This window comes from Flavitalea plasmicola (genome assembly GCF_030546645.1).
In the GTDB taxonomy this organism is placed as follows: domain Bacteria; phylum Bacteroidota; class Bacteroidia; order Chitinophagales; family Chitinophagaceae; genus Puia.
The window spans coordinates 116,639-136,575 of the sequence record NZ_JAUOTO010000008.1 but is presented as its reverse complement, the minus strand read 5'-3'; the positions used below and the strand labels follow the sequence as shown (position 1 = coordinate 136,575).

Below are 19,937 nucleotides of genomic sequence, written 5' to 3'. Positions count from 1 at the left end.
CCTTAAAAAAATAGCAACGCTCCAGTTGCCGTATTTGAAAAAATCACCATTCTTCTCCATTCGCAGATTATTCCCGTTTTTTTTAATCCCATCTTAATCTAATTTTAAATCAATTGTTAATGGCAGGGCAGTGCTAACTCCCTGTAAATGAAACCATCTCCCCGGGGGCACCCCCATATTACCATTCATAGAAATACTTAGGTCCGGGAATTTAGAGCATGTCAAATCTGTTTATATTTGGCATCTTTCAACTAAATCGATTTATGGCCCGGCTACTACACACAGCAGCTCCTTTCACAGGTAATACATTCGCTATTCGTTATCTCTGCGTGGCACTTTCGCTCCCTTTGTTCCTGCAGGCCTGTAAGGAGAAAGCGGATGCTGCAAAGACGCCCAGGAGCCAGGGCAACCAGCCCGTCATCGTGGATGTCATTATTGCCAGTTCCCGGAGCGTCGAGAATACGGTAGAGGCCAACGGGACGGTGGTGGCGAATGAATACGTGGAATTGCATCCCGAGATCAGCGGGCGCATCACTTACCTCAATGTGCCGGAAGGAGCGCAGATTGAGAAAGGCACGGTCATCGCCCGGATCAATGATGCGGATCTCCAGGCTACCCTGGAAAAGTCAAGGGTACAGCTGGACCTTTATCAAAAGACATTGGAGCGGGATCAGAAGCTTCTGGACATTCAGGGGATCAACCAGGCAGATTATGACCTGGCGCTCAATAATGTCAACAGCACCAAGGCGGATATCGCCTATACACAGGCCCAGATCGACAAGACCATCATCCGCGCACCATTCAGTGGTATTGTGGGGCTTCGCCAGGTAAGTCCCGGCGCCTATGTCACCCCAGCCAATGTCATTGCCACCGTCCAGCAGCTGGACAGGATCAAAGTGGATTTTACCCTGCCTGAACAATATGCCGCCGTGATCAGGAAAGGCTCGCTGGTGGATATTGAGATAGACGCCGCCAGCAAGGCGCATCGCAAAGGGCTGATCATCGCCACTGAACCTCAGATCAACCAGACCAGCCGCAACCTGAAAGTAAGGGCGATCCTCCAGGAAGGGAAAGGGCATCCCGGCGCCTTTGTAAAGGTATTTGTCGATGCCGGCGCGGACAAGCAGGCCGTTATGGTGCCTACCAATTGCATTATCCCTGAAGATAAGAACAACCAGCTGATACTCGTGAAACAGGGAAGGGCTCAGTTTGTCAACGTACAGACCGGCGTACGTGAAGCCAATAATGTGGAGATAACCAAGGGGGTCAGTCCCGGCGATACGGTGGTGGTCACCGGCGTGCTCTTTGCCCGGCCCAGGTCCCCGCTGCAGGTGCGCAGCGTGAAGGACCTGGAAAAAATGGACGCCAACCAATAAGCAAATCACCTATCTAGTATACCTGAAGTATGAATATCTCTGAATTATCTCTCAAACGGCCGGTGCTGGCGACGGTGATGAACCTGATGATCATCCTGTTTGGCGTCGTAGGCTATAATTTTCTGGCCGTAAGGGATTATCCTGCTATCGATCCCCCCATTATCACGGTGAATACCAACTATACGGGCGCGAACCCGGATATCATTGAAAGCCAGATCACGGAGCCCCTGGAAAAACAGATCAACGGTATTCCCGGCATCCGGACCATTTCTTCCACCAGCAGCCTGGGCAGCAGCTATATCACGGTGGAATTCAACCTTGGGGTGGACCTGGAAGCGGCGGCCAGCGATGTGCGGGACAAGGTGGGTCAGGCCCAGCGGGGCCTCCCTTTGGACATCGACGCTCCGCCCGTGGTAACCAAGGCTGACGCCAACAGCGACTTTATTCTTATCCTGGCTGTCCAAAGCCGGACCAAGAGCCTGATGGAGCTGAGCGATTATGCTGACAACGTCTTGCAGCAGCAGCTGCAGACCATTAACCAGGTGAGCTCTGTCAACGTCTTTGGGGACAAGAGCTATTCCATGCGTATCTGGCTGAACCAGGACAAAATGAATGCCTATGGCATCGCCTACAACGATATCTCCACGGCTATGAACACCGAGAATGTGGAGTTGCCGCCCGGAAAGATCTATGGCAATAATACGGAGCTCACCATCAAAACCCTGGGCCGCCTGACAACGGAAAAGGATTTCAGGGACATCATTCTCCGGGAGGATAGTACGGGCATCGTTCGCCTGAGCGATGTAGCCCGGGTGGAGCTCGGACCCCAGAATGAGGAGCAAAGCTGGAAGTACAACGGGGTCAATGCGGTGGGATTGGCCATCGTGCCTCAGCCGGGGGCGAATAATATTGCCATAGCCGATGAGTTCTACAAGCGGATGGATGAGCTGAAAAATTCCAACAAATCGGATATAGAGCTGAATGTATTGATAGATAATACCAAGATCATCCGTCAATCCCTCTCCGAGGTGAAGGAGACCCTGGTGATCGCTTTTTCGCTGGTGGTATTGGTGATCTTTTTCTTTTTCCGCAGCTGGCTGATCGCCCTGCGTCCACTGATCGATATTCCCATCTCGCTGATCGCCACCTTTTTTATCATGTATGTGTCGGGCTTTACGATCAATATACTTACGTTATTGGGTATTGTGCTGGCAACGGGCCTGGTGGTGGACGACGGCATTGTGGTGACAGAAAATATATTTCGCAAGCTGGAACAGGGCTTTCCCATTCATAAGGCAGCGTTGGAAGGAAGTAAGGAGATATTTTTTGCCGTCATCAGCACCTCATTGACCCTGGCGGTAGTGTTCATGCCGGTGGTCTTTCTCCAGGGCTTTGTGGGACGGCTGTTCCGTGAGTTCGGCGTGGTGCTGGCTGCAGCGGTGCTCATATCCTCTTTCGTATCGCTGACCATCACTCCTGTGCTGAACGTATACCTGACGAGCAGCAAGTCGGGACATGGGTGGTTTTACAATAAGACCGAACCTTTTTTCGCCGGCATGGAAAATGGCTATTTACGCCTGCTTAAAGGTTTTATGAAGATACGGTGGATGGCGTGGGTGATCATCGTGGTCTGCGGCGTTATGATCTGGATGATCCTGAGGAATATGCAAAGCGAGATCGCACCGCTGGAAGATCGCAGCAGCATTCGGTTCTCCGTCACCCTGCCGGAAGGTTCCAGCTACACGTACACGCGCGATGTGACCGATGAGATCGCCAATTTTCTTTATGACTCCATTCCGGAGCGGCAGTTTGTCTTTGCGCGTACGCCAGCGGGGACATCTATCAATACTTCCCAGCCCCGCATCGGCCTGGTGCCACCGGATGAGCGCCACCGGAGTCAGAATACCATCACGTCGGAGCTGCAACGAAAGCTCACCCGGTTTAACGACGCCAGGGTTTTCGCCATCCAGGAACAGACAATTGCCGTAGGCTCCGGCAGCAAGACCAGTCTGCCCGTGCAATTCGTCCTGCAGAACCAGGATATGGAAAAGCTGAAGAAAACGATCCCCGCATTCCTGGACGCGGCCCGTAAGGACCCCACTTTCGCTAATGTGGACGTGAACCTGAAATTCAACAAACCTGAGCTGCAGATCAGCGTGGACAGGATGAAGATCAAGGATCTGGGCCTGTCGACCAACGACGTCATCTCCGCCATGCAGGCGGCCTTCAGCGGAGGCCGGCTGGCCTATTTTATCATGAACGGCTATCAGTATTATGTCATTGCGCAGGTGGAAAGGGACGACAGGAACAAGCCTACCGACATCAGCAAGGTGTATGTCCGCAACAAGTATGGGGACAATATTCCTCTTGATGCCGTGATCCATATCGAAAACAACAGTAATCCTTCCACCCTCTTCCATTTCAATCGGTATAAAGCCGCTACCATCTCCGCGTCACTGGCGGAAGGCAAGACCATCGGGGATGGGATCGAGGCTATGCAAGCCATTGCCAACAAGCAGCTGGACCCCAGCTTCCAAACGGCCCTGTCTGGCTCTTCCCGTGACTATGCCGAGAGCTCGTCCAATATCCTGTTTGCCTTTGGCCTGGCGCTGGCGCTGATCTACCTGGTATTGTCGGCACAATTCGAAAGCTTTATCGATCCATTCACCATCATGCTGACGGTGCCGCTGGCGCTGGCAGGCGCTTTGCTAAGCCTGTGGCTCTTTCACCAGACCCTGAACATCTTCTCCGAGATCGGGATGATCATGCTGATCGGACTGGTGACGAAGAATGGGATCCTTATCGTGGAATTCACCAACCAGAAAAGGGAGCATGGCATGGCCCGGATGGATGCGGTGATAGAAGCCGCTTCCCAGCGACTGCGTCCCATCCTGATGACCAGCCTTGCCACGTCGCTTGGCGCCCTGCCTATTGCGCTGAGCCTGGGCGCCGCGGCCACGAGCCGCATTCCCCTGGGGATCGTGGTAGTAGGGGGGATCATGTTCTCGCTGATATTGACACTGTTCGTAATACCGGCAGTATATACTTATGTATCCGGCAAACATAAAGCACATTTGACAGAGGTCACCGATTAGGGCATGACCAACAAAAAAACAATGATCAACACTTCCATGAAGACAGGATTATTTCGCATAGTTGGTTTCTTATTCACCGGCGGTTTGCCGGCGATGCAGCTGTGCGCCCAGACCGCTACGCTGACCCTTCCGGACGCCGTCCAGATAGCACTGAAGAACAACCTGGGCATCCAGCTGGCCAAAAACAATGTTACCATTGCGGGCATTGCCAATGACTATGGCTATGCAGGCGGCCTTCCGGTGGTCAGCGCCACCGCCACGAACCAGGAGCAGGCCACCAGCCTTAAGCAGCAGTACGCCAACCCGGCCAATAACAAATCCAGCAATAATGCCTTTTCCAATAGCCTGTCCGCCTCGGTCAACGGCAGCATGCTGCTGTATAATGACGGGCGCATAGCAACGGCGAAAAAGCGACTGGGCTCCGTCGAAGCACAGACACGGCAGGTGCTGAGCTCCCGGGCGTTGGTGCTGATCAACAATGTTACGTTGAAATATTACGACATCGTGCGGCAGCAGAGCTATGCCAGGACCCTGCAAAGGTCCATCGATGCATCCCAACAGCGGCTGGACATCGTAAAAGCGCAGCAGAATGTGGGGGTAGCGAACAATGCGGACCTGTTCCAATCCCAGGTGGACCTGAATACGCAGGTGCAGAACCTGCAGGCGCAGCAGCTGGTGGTGGACCAGGGCAAGACGGACCTGCTTACCCTGCTTACCCTGAATCCCGACTCGGCCATCAGCGTGGAGGATACGATCATTGTTGACAGCAGCATTCAGCTAGGGGTTATTCTGAGTGCCGTGCAGTCGGCCAATCCGGACGTCCTGGCGGCGGACGAGCAGATCACGATCAGCAAGTATATCCAACGGGAAACAGGGGCCTTGCGCTATCCTTCCCTTTATGTGAATGCGGGGTATAATTACAACCGGACGAAGAACTCGGAGGGATTTTCCCTGTTGAACCTCAACTATGGGCCTTACGCGGGTGTTTCGCTGAATGTGCCCATCTTCAACGGCGGGATTTACAAGCGACAGGAGCGGATAGCGGGCGTGAACGTTAAAAATGCACAGCTGACGCGGGATACCCTGGTGTTGAACTATACATCCAATGCTGTCAGGAACTGGCAGGCTTATAATAATAATCTCAAGCAGCTGCAGACGGCCAAGGCCAATTATGATCTTTCACAAAAGCTGTTGAACCTCGTATTACAGCGTTTCCAGCTGAGGCAGGCCACGATCGTGGATGTAAAGAACGCACAGCAAAGTTTTGAGAATGCGGGGTATATCCTGATCAATGTATCTTTTGCCGCGAAGTCGGCAGAGGTGCAGCTGCGGCGTTATGCCAATCAGCTGACAAATTAGGTCAGAACAGGGTTTGAACGCCGTAATGGATCCTGGTCTCGTGATCCAGCAGCCATTTTTTGCGCCAGAGGCCGCCTGCATAACCCACCAGGTCCCTTTTAGAGCCGATGACCCTGTGGCAGGGAACGACGATCGCTATATTGTTCCTTCCATTGGCGGATGCCGCAGCGCGAATGCATTTTGGATCGCCCAACCGGCGGGCCATGTCCAGGTAGCTGAGGGTCTTGCCGAATGGGATACCTGTCAGCTCGTTCCAGACCTTTTCCTGAAAGGGCGTCCCTTCCTGGTAAACCGGAAAATCAAACACTCTTCTTTGTCCCTGGAAATATTGGATCAGCTGTTCGATGCATTGTATGATCATGGGGGGAACGGGGCCCTGTAGCTCTCCGGGGCCATCGATGGCCCGGTCCAGATTGTCGACGAAGCTGATCTCGCTGATATAAGCGTCCGTTCCGCCTATCCGGAGAAGGCCCAGGGGTGACTTATACCAGGTGGATGTGACCTCCAGCGTCGTTGCCATTGTAAGGGGTTTTGTCAGCCTACTTTCCAGCCGTTGTGCACGTGCCGTTCAGGCCCTAATAAAACTACTTCTTTTTTGTCAGTATACACACCCAGTACGAGACATTCACTAAAAAAATTTGCTATCTGTTTGGGAGGGAAATTGACCACCGCCACTACCTGCCGACCGGAGAGCTGTTGAGGATCATATAGATCTGTGACTTGTGCCGACGACCTTTTTATTCCCAGCTCTCCAAAATCGATGGTCAGCCGCCAGGCGGGTCTGCGGGCCTGGGGGAATTCCTGGACGTCAATGATGGTACCTACCCGAATATCGATCTTTTCGAAATCACTCCATTGAATGGTCTCCATGGTTTTGCAATTTTAGCAGCGTTTCCCGGTGTTTTTTAATTCGATTTTATATTCTGTCCGATGTCTTTAATGTAAATTACCGGATAAATTTTTAAACCGATTAGCTTAGCAAATTTTTTCTATGACTGACAAACTCAAAAACCAGCATTCCAGGCGTGAGTTCCTACGGGATGCATCGCTTGCAGCCACCGGATTTTTTATTGTTCCCCGTCACGTACTGGGAAGAGGTTTTATCGCTCCCAGCGACCGGCTGGCCATTGCCGCCGTCGGCGCCGGTGGAAAGGGCGGGGACGATCTGAAGAATTTTTTTGGCAGCGGAAAGGTTGATATAGTGGCGCTTTGCGACGTGGATGACCGCCAGGCTGCCAACTCCGTCAAGAAGTATACGAAAGCGAAGTACTATAAGGACTTCCGGGAAATGCTGGAGAAAGAGCACAAGAGCATTGATGCCGTGTCTGTTTCCACGCCCGACAATACCCATGCGATCGCAGCGCTGACGGCTATGTCCCTGGGAAAACATGTTTATGTGCAGAAACCACTTACGCATGATATTTATGAGGCCCGCATGCTTACGGAAGCGGCGAAGCGCTATAAGGTAGTGACCCAGATGGGCAACCAGGGATCTTCCAGCGACGGTGTGCGGCAGATGCAGGAGTGGTACAATGCGGGCATCATCGGAGATGCAGTGTCCATTCATGTATGGACGAACCGCCCTGTTTGGCCGCAGGGCTTTGGGCGGCCGAAAAGCACGGATGCCTCGCCGACAGAGCTCAATTGGGACCTGTGGCTGGGACCGGCAACATTCGAGCAATACCATAAGGAATATGTGCCTTTCAACTGGAGGGGGTTCTGGGCATTCGGGACGGGGGCATTGGGAGATATGGGATGTCATCTGATCGATCCGGCATTCAAGACGGTGGGTCTGGGGTATCCTTCCGAAGTGGAATGCAGCGTGGTGGATGTTTACGAGCAGATGTGGACGCCTGCTTATTATCCTGAAAGCTGTCCTCCTGCCAGCTCTGTAAAAATGAAATTTCCTGGCAAGAATGGCAAGCCTGATGTGGACCTTCATTGGATGGACGGCAATCTGCGTCCTGACCGACCCGCCGAGCTGGGACCTGACGAGATGATGGGCGGGGACGACGGCGGCGGTGCGATCATCACGGGAACAAAGGGTAAGATCATGTGCGGTACATACGGCAGTAAGGCGACCTTGTTGCCAACGTCCAGGACGAAGGAGGTGAATGTGCCGCAGACACTGGCACGTGTACCCGAAGGGCATTATGTACAGTGGGTGAATGCCTGTATCGCAGGGTATGGCAAGAACAAGGTGAGCTCGCCATTCGAATATGCCGGACCGCTGACGGAGACGATCCTGATGGGTAACCTGGCATTGCGCAGCTGGAATATCAAGGAAGGCAAAGAATTCACCGGCAGGAAAAAGCTGTTGTGGGACGCGCAGAATATGAAGATCACGAATTTCGACCCGGCCAACCAGTTTGTGAAACGGGAATACCGTGAAGGGTGGAAGCTACCCGTATAATAATACGCAATACGCAGAAAAAAACCGGCAGATGCCGGTTTTTTTTATTCATTCAGGAGCTTAGCAAGCTCCAATAATTCTTTCTGCTTATACGCATTGCGTTCGTCCTCGAAACATTTACTGAACTCTTCCAGCGTCGTCTGAATAATGCGATTATGCGACAGCGGCTTGAAATAAGACGCCACAGGCGGAACGGATACCCGTTTGAAATAGCTGTCTACGTCTTTATGTGAGAATACCTGTCCGCTCATCGGGTCGATGAAAAATTCGATGCGTTGCTGTGCGCTGAGCCTTTCGGGGTTTTCATCGTAGGTAGGCTTGATATAGGCCAAAACGAACTGTCGGGGAATATTGATCGCTTTTACGGGGATATCCAATAATTCGCTCAGCAACAGGTACAGGATGCCATTGGCGATGGAATTACCTCTTTTTGTCTCGATGAGCTTGTTGATGAGAAATTCTTCCGGTTGCTGGTAGGCGACTTCCGTACCTTTTAGCCCATAGTAATTGTACAGGATGCTCGTAAGGACGTTCACCTGTTCCAGGGGGGTGAGATAGCTGTTCAGCTCCAGCCAGATGTTGCGGCGCAATTTTTCCACTTCCTGCAGCACGGGCGTCGTGACCAGGTCGGGATACTGGAATTTGGACACCAGCAGTGCCGCCGTGAGCAGGTCCTGGTAGCTGCTGTTCTTCCAATGAATAAAATCTTCCGTGAGATCGTGGTAATGCAGCTTGTGAATGAGGAGCTCGATCCGCTCCTGCACCTCTCCGCTGATGGTATTTTCCCAGAGATTTTCCAGGTTAGGGATAATGCCCCTGCCATAGCTGACAATACGACTGCTCACAGAGTCAAACACCTCTTGATCGGGGTCATCGATCAGGTGAAAAAGGGCCTTTATTTCTTTGTTTTCCTGCATGTAGATGATTCTTCCCTGAAATACGGAATCAATATCGGGGAAGTTTGTAAAACTTTGATAAAATTCTTATCCACAAGCACGCTGTAAGTGTTTATTACTACACTCCGGGTGGGCGATGCGGGTAAGGGGTGTCCTATGGATAACGATGGTCCTTCCGATAAAATTGTGATACCGGGGCAGGGCTATCAGGAGCTTTTTTTCTTGCGGGGCACGCGTTTGGGAGGGTTGGCCTTCACCTCTTCGATGATGGCTTTGACCTCTTCGATGCTCAGGTCTGCAGCATTTTCCTGCTTTTCCTTGGGCAGCTTGTAGTTGCGGAGCCCCTGCTTGATATAGGGACCATAAGGGCCACGCAGCAGCTGGATCTTTTCTTTTTCGAAGATCTTGATGGTGCGCTCTTCTTTGGCGGCCCTTTTTTCCACGATGATCGGAGTGGCCTCATCGAAGGTGATGCTATAGGGATCATATTCTTTCCCCAGGGAGTAAAATTTCTTATCGTGGGCGATGTAAGGGCCGAAACGACCGATGTTGACCACTACGTCCGAATCTTCGAACTGGCCCAGGTTACGGGGCAGGCGGAAAAGCTCCATGGCCTCGTCGTAGCTGATGGTCTCAATGCTTTGGGTGTTCTTCAGCTTGGCGAACCTTGGCTTTTCTTCATCGTTGACGTCCCCGATCTGGACCATGGGACCATAGCGGCCCATCCGGGCGATGACTTTCTTGCCGCTGGCGGCATCGACGCCCAGTTCTCTTTCACCCTTGATCCTTTCGGCATTTTCGATGGTATTATCCACGTCCTTCTTGAAAGGATTGTAGAAGTCGTCGATCATTTTATTCCATAGGATCTTACCCTGGGCAACCTCATCGAATTCTTCTTCGATGCGGGCCGTGAAGTTGTAATCCATGATGTCGTCGAAGTATTGTTTTAGGAAGTCCGTCACCACCAAGCCGAGGTCGGTGGGGAATAATTTGGATTTTTCCGCGCCGGTGTTCTCCTGTTCGACCAGCTTCTCAACATTGTTATTTTTCAGCAAGAGGATCCTGAAATCCCTTTTTATTCCTTCTTTATCGCGTTTTTCCACATAGCCTCTTTTCAGAATGGTGGAGATGGTGGGCGCATAGGTGGAGGGGCGTCCGATGCCCAGCTCTTCCAGCTTTTTGACCAGGGAAGCTTCCGTATACCTGGGGAGGGGGCGGGTGAAACGCTCGACGGCCCGCATTTCCTTCAGGGGCAGTTTTTGCTGTACTGCCAGCGGAGGCAGCATGCCTTCCTGGCCATCTTCTTCGGAGATCTCATCCTCATCCCTGTCCTCCATGTATACTTTCAGGAATCCGTCGAATTTCAGGACTTCGCCGCTGGCCGTCAGTTCTTCTTTATTGGTGGAGATCTGTATTTTGGCGATGGTCTTTTCCAGCTCGGCATCCGCCATCTGGCTGGCCATTGTCCTTTTCCAGATCAGCTCGTACAACCGCCGGCAGTCGGCATCTTCCACCGTCATGGCATCCATATAGGTAGGGCGGATGGCCTCGTGGGCCTCCTGGGCGGATTCATTCTTATTCTTGAACTTGCGGGACTGTTTGTATCTATCTCCGTATTGGCTGCTGATCTGGCTGCTGATGGCATCCATTGCAGTTTCGCTCAGGCTGACGCTGTCGGTACGCATATAGGTGATCTTACCGCTCTCGTATAGCTTTTGGGCCAGGAGCATGGTGCGGCTGACGCCGTAGCCCAGTTTACGGCTGGCTTCCTGCTGGAGGGTAGATGTAGTAAAAGGCGCGGCAGGTGTTTTTTTGCCTGGCTTGACCTGGATATCCGTGACCGTATAGTCGGCGCCTTTACAGCCAGTGAGGAAGGCTTCCGCATTCTCCACCGAAGCTTGTTTTTTACCTTCGGCCGAAAATGTCACCTGTTTGCCGGAAACGTCTTTGGCGGTGAAAAGGGCTTCTATCTTAAAGGAGCTGACGGGGACAAATGCATTGATCTCCCGTTCTCTTTCGGCTATGATGCGGACGGCAACGCTTTGAACACGACCTGCGCTCAGGTTGTTCTTCATGCTCATCTTACGCCAGAGGACGGGGCTCAGCTCGAAGCCTACGATCCTGTCCAGGATCCGGCGGGCCTGCTGGGCATTCACCAGGTTCATGTCCACTGTGCGCGGCTTTGTGACGGCCGACTGGATGGCTGGCTTCGTGATCTCATGAAAAACAATGCGTTTTGTGGTCACGGGGTCCAAACCCAATACCTCACACAAGTGCCAGCTGATGGCTTCTCCCTCACGGTCCTCGTCCGTCGCGAGCCATACTTCGCCAGATTTTTTGGCGAGGCTTTTAAGCTCTTTTACGACTTTTTCCTTGTCTTCCGGGACAATATAGCGAGGTTTATAATTGTTCTTTATATCAATCCCCATATCGCCTTTCTCCAGGTCGCGGATATGACCGTAGCAGCTCTTTACTTCAAAATCTTCACCCAGTATCTTTTCGATCGTCTTGGCCTTCGCCGGAGACTCCACAATCAATAAATTCTTAGCCATGTGTTCATTAAAGTGGTTTAAAATAGGATTGCCCGCTCACCGGGATACTCTATGTCCGCGTGCAAGTTTACAGTATAACCGTCAAATTAAAAAATTACTACCTGGGGAATAGAGACATAAACCGAAAAAAATTAAACTATTTCATATTGTATAGCAATAATTTATGCCGTTTGGCGCAGAAAGGTTATAAGTTTATGAATGTCAGGGAGAGGAGGCTGGCCAAAAAACTCTAATTTGAGCGGGTATCAGAGCAAACTTTGGATAAACCATTTGCAATATTTCCCCTGGGGGATTGCGCCATTACCCTGGATCTGGGCCATCTCATTGATGAACAGCTAAATAGAAAGGCTTTATGCATCCAGGAATGGTTGAAGGCCCACGCTTTTCCCGGCTTGCAGGACATCATTGTGGCCTATAGCTCGGTGAGCATCTTCTATGATCCGGAAATAGTGCGGAGGCAACGGGACTGCCCGGGTGGTGTATATGACTATGTAAAAGCATTACTGGAAGAGGCCTGGATAGCCACCGGGGTTTTAGACGGTCCGGCGGCATCGGGTGCGCTTATACGCATACCCGTATGTTACGGCGGAAGGGAGGGGCCTGACCTGGAGGAGTTGAGCCGAGTTAAGAATATAACCAAGGAGGACATTATACAATTACATTGTTCAATAATATATCGTGTTTATATGATAGGCTTTCTTCCCGGCTTTCCGTACCTTGGAAAGGTGGATGTCCGGCTGGAGGCGGAAAGAAAATCACGGCCTGTGCCTGTCCGTGCCGGTGGTGTAGGAATTGCGGGCAATCAGACAGGGATCTACCCGGTGAACAGCCCGGGCGGATGGCAGATCATTGGTCGTACACCCATAAAATTATTCGAACGTGCCGCGCTGCCTCCTATAAGATTTGCCATCGGCGACCGGGTGCAGTTTTATCCCATCAGCCAGGAGGAGTTCCGTTCATTGTGTCCCTGATAGTATGTGTTTTAGCATAATCGATCACCCATGAGGTAGATGAAATCAGTAGCTTAGTTTGCCTGTTTTTATCCTGTGTATGTATATCCTGCCCCTTCGTACCCGCCCTATCGTAACAACTTACATTGGACACTAAACATTTATCATGTCTTTGTCTATTATTAAGCCAGGTTTACTCGACACATTACAAGATCTAGGCAGGATTGGTTATGGCAGCTGGGGTATCAATCCCGGAGGCGCCATGGACCGTTATGCGGCACAGGTGGCAAATCTGTTGGTAGGCAATTGCGGTGAGGAGGCGGTGATGGAGATCCATTTTCCCGGTCCTCAGATCCTCTTCGAGCAGAATACGCTGATCGCGATCACGGGCGCGAATTTTTCCGCGACGGTGAACGATGAGCAGATCCCCCGCTGGCAGCCGGTGGTGGTGAGGAGGAATACAGTGCTTCAATTCTCTTCGTTGGTGGAAGGGGCCCGTTGCTATCTAAGCGTGCATGGCGGCTATTGCGGAGAAAAATGGCTGAACAGCTATAGTACGAACCTGAAGGCCGGGGTAGGAGGTTGGCATGGGCAGCCCCTGAGAAAAGGGGATGAGCTTCCTTTTAAAGAGAACACCATTTACTTTGCGGGGCTGCTGAAAGACGAAAGCAATTTCGAAGCTTTGCCCTGGCGCGTGAATACTGAGAAGATCTATCGTTGGCCCCATGAGATTGGTTTTATACCAGGCCGCGAATGGGAGGGGCTGTCACCGGCTTCACAAGAGAATTTCATCCAGAATAATTTCCTTATACATCCTTCTTCCGACCGGATGGGGTATCAGCTGAAAGGTAGTCCGATGGTCATGGATCGTCCTGTCGAGCTGCTGTCTTCAGCGGTCAGCTTTGGAACTGTTCAATTACTTCCCGATGGCCAGCTGATCGTGCTGATGGCGGATCATCAGACAACGGGAGGATATCCCCGCATTGCGCATGTTATTTCGGCACACTTGCCCAAGCTGGCTCAGCTGAGGCCCTGCGACGCCATTCAATTCAAGCGGGTGGACGCGACTGCGGCCGAAACGCTGTTGACAGCCCAGCAAAAGGAGCTGCATATCCTTCAAAGGGCCTGTATGGATCATTTAAACGAGCTGGTATGCTGATCGATCTCAACTGTGACATGGGGGAGGGGATGGAGACGGATGAGGCGATCATCCCTTTTATAAGCTCAGCCAACATTTCGTGCGGCTACCATGCCGGCGACGCGGACACCATGCGCAGGACCGTGGAAATGGCCTTGCGGCATCATGTGGCGATCGGTGCGCATCCTTCCTATCCTGACCGTGCCCATTTCGGCAGGGTCGATATGCTGGGGAGAGGGGTTGTCCTGGAAGAGATCGTCGGTCTCGTTGTCGATCAGTTAATTGTTCTGCAGGCCATCTGTGATGAGTTTGGAGCGCGGCTGCATCATGTGAAGCCGCATGGAGCTTTGTATAACAGGGCCGCCCGGGATGCGGAGGTGAGCGCGCTCATTTGCCGGGCTATACGGGAATTCGATCCCTCGTTGCAGTTATATGGGCTCAGTGGCAGTGTGATGGGGGTGGAAGCTTCCCGGCATGGATTGGTTTTTGTGAACGAGGTGTTTGCGGACAGGACTTACCAGGCGGATGGAAGTCTGACGCCGAGGACTTCACCGGGTGCGCTGATCGAGGATGCGGCGGTGTGTTTGGCGCAGGTTCGACGCATGGTATCGGAGGGGAAAGTAGTGGCCCTGACGGGCGAGGAGATTGATATCGTCGCGGAGACGGTTTGTTTACATGGGGATGGAGACCACGCGGTGGAATTTGCGAAGATGATATTTGAGGCGTTGTCGCGGGAGCATACCTTTTAGCATTTCCTTTGCAATTTCTCCCGGGAATTCCCGTTCTTTGCCTTGTTCCCACTTCAATTTTACTAGAAAATCGTCTGGTACGGCAGGCCGCAGGCTATTGCCCGGGCCTGATCGTTTCATGTACTTCAATCAAATTTTATGTCCACAACAGATAACGGGCAGGGCGGCAATGGGCGCTATCGCAATGAAAGCCTCCTGACCTACGATTCCTTCAGCGGGCTGGGAGAGAAGCAAAAGAAACCCCGTGAAACTCATTTCCTTTGGTGGTGCGCCGGCGCTTACCAGGACCTTTTAAAGGATTGTCCTTCGGAACAGACGAAGTACGCCGGCCTGGGCGGCGTGATCCTGGCCACTTTTGTCCTGGCGGCACTCTCGGCTGGGTATGCTATCTATAGCGTATTCAACGAGCCCATCTGGGCTATCGTCTTTGCCATCATCTGGGGCCTGGTGATCTTCAACTTCGACCGGTTTCTCGTCGCCACCATGCGCAAATACGGGGTATCGCGCAATAAGCAATTATGGATGGCGGCTCCCCGGCTGGCCCTTGCGTTGCTGATCGGGTTCACCATTGCCCGGCCGCTGGAATTGAAGATATTCGAGAAGGAGATCGATGTCCAGGTGACGGAGAACCGGCACAAGAAGATCCTGCTCAATGATAGCCTGTTGACCCTGGAGAACCAGCAGACGCTGGCCACTGCGCAGGGGGAGCGGCAGAGGCTGATGTCCCGTAAAACGTCCCTGGAGGATACGCTCCACCGGCTGCAGCAGGCCTATGTGCAGGAAGCCGACGGGACAGGGGGCTCACAGCAACGGGGCATCGACAAACTGACCCGGCTGAAGCAGGAGGCATATCAGACGGCTTTGCTGCAGGCAACCCCGGAACTAGGCCAATTACAGGGAGCTATCCGTTACCAGGATAGCATTATCGCCGGCGTGCATGCTGCGAAAGAGCTGAAGAACCGGGGTTACGAGGCGCAGGTGACGGCAGACGTAGGATTCCTTGAAAAGAACAAGGCCCTCTCCGACCTGTCCGGTAAGGAGGGGAGTGTATTCTGGGCCAACCTTCTCATCTCCCTGCTGATCATTCTTATTGAAACCGGGCCAATCCTGTCGAAGCTGATCATGAGCACCGGACCATACGACCTGGCGCTGGCAAGAGCGGAATTGCTGCAGATGGCCGAGGAGGAAGATCAGATGCGCAGGCAAAAAGAGCTGATGCAGGATAAAAAGAAAGGGATCTATCAGCAGAAGAAAGATCTGACGGAGGAACTGACGAAGAAGCTGGGCGCCCTCCAAAAGAAACATATCCAGGAAGAGCTGGACCAATGGGAAAAGGGACAGGATAATATTCCTTCCCGGACATCCCTTGAGACGATCACACGGCGCATCAGGGAACGCTATGATTTCCGGGAAGAGGATGTATTATAGTACGGGCCTGATGTAATTTTCGGCAAGGACGGTGAGCATGTCGTCCGCTTCTTTTTCCTCATGCAAGGTCATTTCCAGTATATCAAGTATATCGTCGTATTCCAGCGTCCTGCACAATCGGGCCAGGTTCCCATACGAAGAGATCTCATAATGCTCCAGCTTTTGCACTGCCGCCACCAGCGCTGTGTCGCGGATAGCTGAACCTTTTTCCGTGGTCTCTATTACCGTTTCCGCCTCACGTCCAATTCCCAGCACTGCCTCGGAAGGGCGGGCCTCGGGGGCTTTCCCCAGCATACCGAAGATGGCTTCAAGGCGATGAATGTGCTCTCGGGTTGCGTCCAGATGATTGGCAAGCATATTTTGCAGCCGAAGGGAGGCCGCTGATTTTTTCAGCAGGTGAAGCAGCAGGATCTGGTACTTTTCCGCCCCATATATTTCCCGGAGTAGATCAAGGAATAACTTTTCCATAATAGCAAGGTGTGTACGTAATTATTGTAATAGAATTATGCCATTTTGGCCCGAAAAACAGGCACTTGTGAGGAAGTTCCTCCAGCCTGCAGCCTCCGGGCAGGTGGCTTGAATTTTTATGTTATAATGATAAAAAACAATTATATGGAAAATTTAATGACGCAATCAATCAAAATGCGGCTTCATGGCATCAACGAGGAATTTCAAATAAAGGAAAAGGACCATGGCGACCTTGTCGTCTATGATATTTTCAGAAAAGAGCAATTCCTGATGACTATTGCTAAAGACGGGAGCATCCTGTTCATGAACTTCGATATTCCCGCAGCCGATAAGGAGATCTTTAAACTTTCCTTCCTGGATCAGCTCGTAGATAAGATAAAGTCTGTTTCTTAGGAAGGATGCTCCGGACGTGTGGAAATTGATCCTTTATCCACGGGAATTTTTTCTACAGCATGTCGTGGCGGCGGACCTTGCGGAACGTACAGAATGGGCGCCTGGCTGCCAGTTCATTCAGTTCGCGGATCGTTTTTTCGTCTGGCGGAGGAACCATCGGCATCAATTTGACAACGCCAGGTTTTTGTCGTTGGGATTTGCTGGGATTGTAGGCTGTAAGGGCATTTTCCGGCAAAAGGGCTGGCCAATTGGCTAATGATTTCGATTTCATCTTTCTGAAGGTTTTTTGGGGCCGGGAGTCTGACTCCGGACAATCGTTTGATCAATGGTTTTTGCATCGTGATTTCAGTTGACACCTATTCAAAAACAATACCACGTCAGGATGCAGCACGTTAAGTATCAGTAAACAAGGCATTATAACAATACCGTAACAAGTACGTACAAATAATTAAAGGAAATTGAAACCGAAAGGAAGATCATCCGCAGATTTCAAACGATTATGCCTTATATTGGAGTCCTATATGATTACTAAACCACGACCCCATATTCGTGCTTGAGAAGACTATCATGATACGATTTGTTGCTGTATTGGTTAGTTGGTTGGTTTGTCTCAGCTGTTTTGGCCAGGTGACGGACACCACCCAAAAAGAGCACCCTGTAGCGGACAGTCTCCGGCGGGGGCGCCACCACGCGACCGACAGTGTTCGCGGCCGCAACCGGTTGATGAATAACAATATCTTCCAGTTCTTTCGCAATGCCATCAGCCGGGGCGGGGGGGTGGATACGAATATCAAGCCCATTATTGCGGGGCATGTGGATTCAGCTGAGCTGGCATCTGCCCTGAATACCAAAAGTGAAAGCCCCTTTATTTCTTATGAGGGAAAGATAATCAGGCATATTTTCATCAGAACCTACGGATTCGAGCAGACTTTTGCCGATACTTCCAAGCGGCTGCAGTATTTCGGTACAAAGCTCCTGAACCAGGCGCACCGGAAAACCAGGGATTGGGTGGTCCGTAATTCCCTGTTTATAAAGGAGCGCACCCCGTTGAATGCCTTTAAGGTGGCTGATAACGAACGCCTCATTCGCAGTTTGAATTTTATACAGGATGCCCGTATCCTGGTGAACTATCTTCCGGATGACCAGGATTCCGTGGATCTGGTGGTGGTGGTAAAGGACCTTTTCAGCATAGGGGGGGAGCTGAGCAGCCTGGGAATTGCCCCTACCAGCGTCCGCGGCAATATCAGCGAATCGAATTTTTTGGGTATGGGGCAGAAGGTCCAGGGGGGGGTGATTGTAGAGCAGGCCCGGCACCCCAGCTTTGGGTACCAGCTGCTGTACAGCAAGATCAATATGTACCGCTTTGTAAACGTTTCGGCGTCTTACACGCAGATCAACAGCAACCTTAAATCCGGCACACCGGATGAGGAAGCCTGGTTCCTGCGGCTGGAGCGCCCCCTGTATGCGCCTTATGCACACCTGGCCGGAGGGATCAACCTGGGCACTTTCGAGTCCATTAACCGGTATCAACAACCGGATAGCTTATTCTTTAAGTACCGGTATTGGACCCACGATATATGGCTTGGATGGAACCTGGGAAACAACCGGTTCCTTTCCAATACATCTGTGCGCGATCGTAAATTTCTCAGCTTCCGGTATTTTAAGAACCATTTTACGGAAGTACCCTACCAGATCGCCCATCAATTCAATTTCCGCTTTAACGACCGGGAGGCTGTCTTGTCGCAGTTCACTTTTTTCAGGCAGGATTTCTATAAGACCAACTACATCTATGGTTTTGGTACGACGGAGGACGTCCCATCGGGCTATAATGTGGCTTTGACGACGGGGTATTACCGCCAGTTCGGGCAGACGGACCTGAAGAGATTCTACAGCGGAGTGGATGCCAACAGCTATGTGGTGACAAAAAGGGGCGGTTTTATCCAGTATTTTTTCCGGAGCGGCGGCTACCTGAACCAGGGGCGTCTGCAAGATGCCAGCGGGCTGATCGGGGCCAGCTATTACAGTCCCCTGTTCTTATTCCGCCGGCTAAAGGTCCGACAATACATCAACTTCAGCTATACCCGGCAATTCAACCGGATAGGCATTGATGCGCTGACGTTGAACAATCCGTTTGGTCTGCGTTATTTCAGCGGGGATTCGGTGATTGGATCTCAGCGGGTGACCCTGCATTCGGAAACGAGCTTTTTTATCAATTACAAGCTGTTCGGTTTTAAGTTTGCCCCTTTTGCATTCGGGGATGTCTCTCTGCTGACCCCTGAGCACCGGTCGTTTTTTGACCGTTCCTCCCTTTACCATGGCCTGGGCGCTGGCGTCAGGGCACGCAATGAGAACCTCGTCTTTAATACGATCGAGTTCCGGATGGCCTGGTTTCCCCGTAAGACCGAGCAGAACCAGTCATTCAAGATCTTTCTGGACACGGGAATCCAGTTCCGGTACAGGAGTGTGTATGTAAAAGCGCCGGATGTCATTTTCCTAAACACGGACGGTCTGAATAGCATCTACTGACGGGCGACCTGCCGGGTAATCTGCTCCACCAGCTCTTCAGCCCAGAAACGATATTGCCCGCCAGCGGGATGAAGGCCGTCAGCGGCAAAAGGCTGTCCTTGCATCCTTCCATGGGAGGTGATATCGATGAAGGCTACCTTCTGCCGGGCGGCAGACTCCTTTGCCGCTGCATTGAATGCGTCGATCTGGCGGGCGATGGTGTCCCTGTCGCGGTCTGCCGCGAATGGAGCGACGCCCCAGTCCGGAATGGAGAGGATGAATACCCGATCGGGTCGTCCTCCGGCGAAAGCGATGGCTTGCTGGAGGAGGGATTGGAACTGAACCTTATATTCTTCGCAGGAACGCCCCCTATACTGATTGTTGACGCCGACGAGGAGGGTGACAAAATCGTAGGCCGGGAGGAGGCGGGAGCCTGCGATGGCGTTGTTCAGCTCATCCGTTGTCCAGCCTGTACGCGCAATGATCTCAGGTGCTGTAAAGGGAAGGCCTTTTCCACGCAGCAGCCGCACTGCCTGATAGGGATATGTTTCGTTGAGGAGGACGCCTTCTCCAATGGTGTAGGAATCTCCCAGGGCTAAGAATGTGTACATAGTC

General features: G+C 52.0%; 17 protein-coding genes. 10 read left to right on the top strand and 7 right to left on the bottom strand.

Annotated elements, in window-relative coordinates; all coding sequences use genetic code 11:
* Positions 1-263 precede the first annotated feature (263 nt).
* The 3 genes from Q4E93_RS28540 to Q4E93_RS28530 are packed head-to-tail and all read left to right on the top strand — an operon-like array spanning position 264 to position 5,830.
* Entirely contained in the window at positions 264-1,376 is a 1,113-nt protein-coding gene (locus Q4E93_RS28540; protein ID WP_303591207.1) for an efflux RND transporter periplasmic adaptor subunit, read from the top strand.
* Positions 1,377-1,405: 29 nt separating this feature from the next.
* Entirely contained in the window at positions 1,406-4,471 is a 3,066-nt protein-coding gene (locus tag Q4E93_RS28535; RefSeq protein WP_303591206.1) for an efflux RND transporter permease subunit, read from the top strand.
* Between the two features lie 3 nt (positions 4,472-4,474).
* Positions 4,475-5,830: a TolC family protein gene (locus Q4E93_RS28530; RefSeq protein ID WP_303591204.1), complete on the top strand. Its 1,356-nt coding sequence runs from the start codon at positions 4,475-4,477 to the stop codon at positions 5,828-5,830.
* Between the two features lies 1 nt (position 5,831).
* On the opposite strand, the gene Q4E93_RS28525 is transcribed toward Q4E93_RS28530, so the two are convergent.
* Positions 5,832-6,350, bottom strand: a complete 519-nt coding sequence (locus Q4E93_RS28525; RefSeq protein WP_303591202.1) for a methylated-DNA--[protein]-cysteine S-methyltransferase — start codon at positions 6,348-6,350, stop codon at positions 5,832-5,834.
* Positions 6,351-6,364: 14 nt separating this feature from the next.
* Positions 6,365-6,700: a tRNA-binding protein gene (locus tag Q4E93_RS28520; RefSeq protein WP_303591200.1), complete on the bottom strand. Its 336-nt coding sequence runs from the start codon at positions 6,698-6,700 to the stop codon at positions 6,365-6,367.
* Between the two features lie 121 nt (positions 6,701-6,821).
* Between Q4E93_RS28520 and Q4E93_RS28515 the strand changes: the two genes are divergently transcribed.
* Positions 6,822-8,243, top strand: coding sequence for a Gfo/Idh/MocA family protein (locus Q4E93_RS28515; protein ID WP_303591198.1), 1,422 nt, complete (start codon positions 6,822-6,824; stop codon positions 8,241-8,243).
* 44 nt (positions 8,244-8,287) lie between these two features.
* On the opposite strand, the gene Q4E93_RS28510 is transcribed toward Q4E93_RS28515, so the two are convergent.
* Together Q4E93_RS28510 and topA are read right to left on the bottom strand one after the other, a co-directional pair.
* On the bottom strand, positions 8,288-9,160 hold the full coding sequence (locus Q4E93_RS28510; protein WP_303591196.1) for a transglutaminase family protein: 873 nt from the start codon (positions 9,158-9,160) through the stop codon (positions 8,288-8,290).
* 185 nt (positions 9,161-9,345) lie between these two features.
* Positions 9,346-11,691, bottom strand: a complete 2,346-nt coding sequence (topA, locus tag Q4E93_RS28505) for a type I DNA topoisomerase (RefSeq protein WP_303591195.1) — start codon at positions 11,689-11,691, stop codon at positions 9,346-9,348.
* 257 nt (positions 11,692-11,948) lie between these two features.
* Between topA and pxpB the strand changes: the two genes are divergently transcribed.
* The 4 genes from pxpB to Q4E93_RS28485 all read left to right on the top strand — a co-directional run bounded on the left by pxpB (position 11,949) and on the right by Q4E93_RS28485 (position 15,956).
* Complete coding sequence (gene pxpB / locus Q4E93_RS28500; protein WP_303591194.1) at positions 11,949-12,662, top strand: 5-oxoprolinase subunit PxpB; 714 nt, start codon at positions 11,949-11,951, stop codon at positions 12,660-12,662.
* A 145-nt stretch (positions 12,663-12,807) separates the two neighbouring features.
* Complete coding sequence (locus tag Q4E93_RS28495) at positions 12,808-13,800, top strand: 5-oxoprolinase subunit C family protein (protein WP_303591192.1); 993 nt, start codon at positions 12,808-12,810, stop codon at positions 13,798-13,800.
* A complete protein-coding gene (locus Q4E93_RS28490; RefSeq protein ID WP_303591190.1) occupies positions 13,794-14,528 on the top strand; it encodes a 5-oxoprolinase subunit PxpA in 735 nt (244 codons plus the stop codon). The genes Q4E93_RS28495 and Q4E93_RS28490 overlap by 7 nt, the downstream gene beginning before the upstream one ends.
* A 138-nt stretch (positions 14,529-14,666) precedes the next feature.
* Positions 14,667-15,956 carry a DUF4407 domain-containing protein gene (locus Q4E93_RS28485; RefSeq protein ID WP_303591188.1) on the top strand — a complete coding sequence of 430 codons (1,290 nt, stop codon included), beginning with the start codon at positions 14,667-14,669 and terminating at the stop codon, positions 15,954-15,956.
* Here the strand turns inward: Q4E93_RS28485 and Q4E93_RS28480 are convergent.
* Positions 15,951-16,424 (bottom strand): YciE/YciF ferroxidase family protein, encoded by a 474-nt coding sequence (locus Q4E93_RS28480; protein ID WP_303591186.1) that lies wholly within the window; start codon positions 16,422-16,424, stop codon positions 15,951-15,953. The two genes, Q4E93_RS28485 and Q4E93_RS28480, sit on opposite strands and share 6 nt — an antisense overlap.
* A 144-nt stretch (positions 16,425-16,568) precedes the next feature.
* Here Q4E93_RS28480 and Q4E93_RS28475 point away from each other — a divergent pair, with 144 nt between their 5' ends.
* A complete protein-coding gene (locus Q4E93_RS28475) occupies positions 16,569-16,817 on the top strand; it encodes a hypothetical protein (protein ID WP_303591185.1) in 249 nt (82 codons plus the stop codon).
* Between the two features lie 52 nt (positions 16,818-16,869).
* Here Q4E93_RS28475 and Q4E93_RS28470 read toward each other — a convergent pair whose 3' ends face one another.
* Complete coding sequence (locus Q4E93_RS28470) at positions 16,870-17,088, bottom strand: hypothetical protein (protein ID WP_303591183.1); 219 nt, start codon at positions 17,086-17,088, stop codon at positions 16,870-16,872.
* A gap of 296 nt (positions 17,089-17,384) precedes the next feature.
* On the opposite strand from Q4E93_RS28470, the gene Q4E93_RS28465 reads away from it, so the two are divergent.
* Positions 17,385-19,343, top strand: a complete 1,959-nt coding sequence (locus tag Q4E93_RS28465) for a hypothetical protein (protein WP_303591181.1) — start codon at positions 17,385-17,387, stop codon at positions 19,341-19,343.
* Here Q4E93_RS28465 and Q4E93_RS28460 read toward each other — a convergent pair.
* Positions 19,337-19,933, bottom strand: coding sequence for an SGNH/GDSL hydrolase family protein (locus Q4E93_RS28460; protein WP_303591179.1), 597 nt, complete (start codon positions 19,931-19,933; stop codon positions 19,337-19,339). The genes Q4E93_RS28465 and Q4E93_RS28460 overlap by 7 nt on opposite strands.
* Between the last annotated feature and the right edge of the window lie 4 nt (positions 19,934-19,937).

Excerpts from the sequence above, each read along its gene's own strand:
- Q4E93_RS28485 (WP_303591188.1), top strand. The coding sequence starts at position 14,667 with ATGTCCACAACAGATAACGGGCAGGGCGGCAATGGGCGCTATCGCAAT.
- Q4E93_RS28540 (WP_303591207.1), top strand. The coding sequence starts at position 264 with ATGGCCCGGCTACTACACACAGCAGCTCCTTTCACAGGTAATACATTC.
- Q4E93_RS28475 (WP_303591185.1), top strand. The coding sequence starts at position 16,569 with ATGGAAAATTTAATGACGCAATCAATCAAAATGCGGCTTCATGGCATC.
- Q4E93_RS28535 (WP_303591206.1), top strand. The coding sequence starts at position 1,406 with ATGAATATCTCTGAATTATCTCTCAAACGGCCGGTGCTGGCGACGGTG.
- Q4E93_RS28470 (WP_303591183.1), bottom strand. The coding sequence starts at position 17,088 with ATGAAATCGAAATCATTAGCCAATTGGCCAGCCCTTTTGCCGGAAAAT.
- Q4E93_RS28495 (WP_303591192.1), top strand. The coding sequence starts at position 12,808 with ATGTCTTTGTCTATTATTAAGCCAGGTTTACTCGACACATTACAAGAT.
- Q4E93_RS28515 (WP_303591198.1), top strand. The coding sequence starts at position 6,822 with ATGACTGACAAACTCAAAAACCAGCATTCCAGGCGTGAGTTCCTACGG.
- Q4E93_RS28525 (WP_303591202.1), bottom strand. The coding sequence starts at position 6,350 with ATGGCAACGACGCTGGAGGTCACATCCACCTGGTATAAGTCACCCCTG.
- Q4E93_RS28510 (WP_303591196.1), bottom strand. The coding sequence starts at position 9,160 with ATGCAGGAAAACAAAGAAATAAAGGCCCTTTTTCACCTGATCGATGAC.
- Q4E93_RS28480 (WP_303591186.1), bottom strand. The coding sequence starts at position 16,424 with ATGGAAAAGTTATTCCTTGATCTACTCCGGGAAATATATGGGGCGGAA.
- Q4E93_RS28460 (WP_303591179.1), bottom strand. The coding sequence starts at position 19,933 with ATGTACACATTCTTAGCCCTGGGAGATTCCTACACCATTGGAGAAGGC.
- Q4E93_RS28465 (WP_303591181.1), top strand. The coding sequence starts at position 17,385 with ATGATACGATTTGTTGCTGTATTGGTTAGTTGGTTGGTTTGTCTCAGC.
- topA (WP_303591195.1), bottom strand. The coding sequence starts at position 11,691 with ATGGCTAAGAATTTATTGATTGTGGAGTCTCCGGCGAAGGCCAAGACG.
- Q4E93_RS28490 (WP_303591190.1), top strand. The coding sequence starts at position 13,794 with ATGCTGATCGATCTCAACTGTGACATGGGGGAGGGGATGGAGACGGAT.
- Q4E93_RS28520 (WP_303591200.1), bottom strand. The coding sequence starts at position 6,700 with ATGGAGACCATTCAATGGAGTGATTTCGAAAAGATCGATATTCGGGTA.
- Q4E93_RS28530 (WP_303591204.1), top strand. The coding sequence starts at position 4,475 with ATGACCAACAAAAAAACAATGATCAACACTTCCATGAAGACAGGATTA.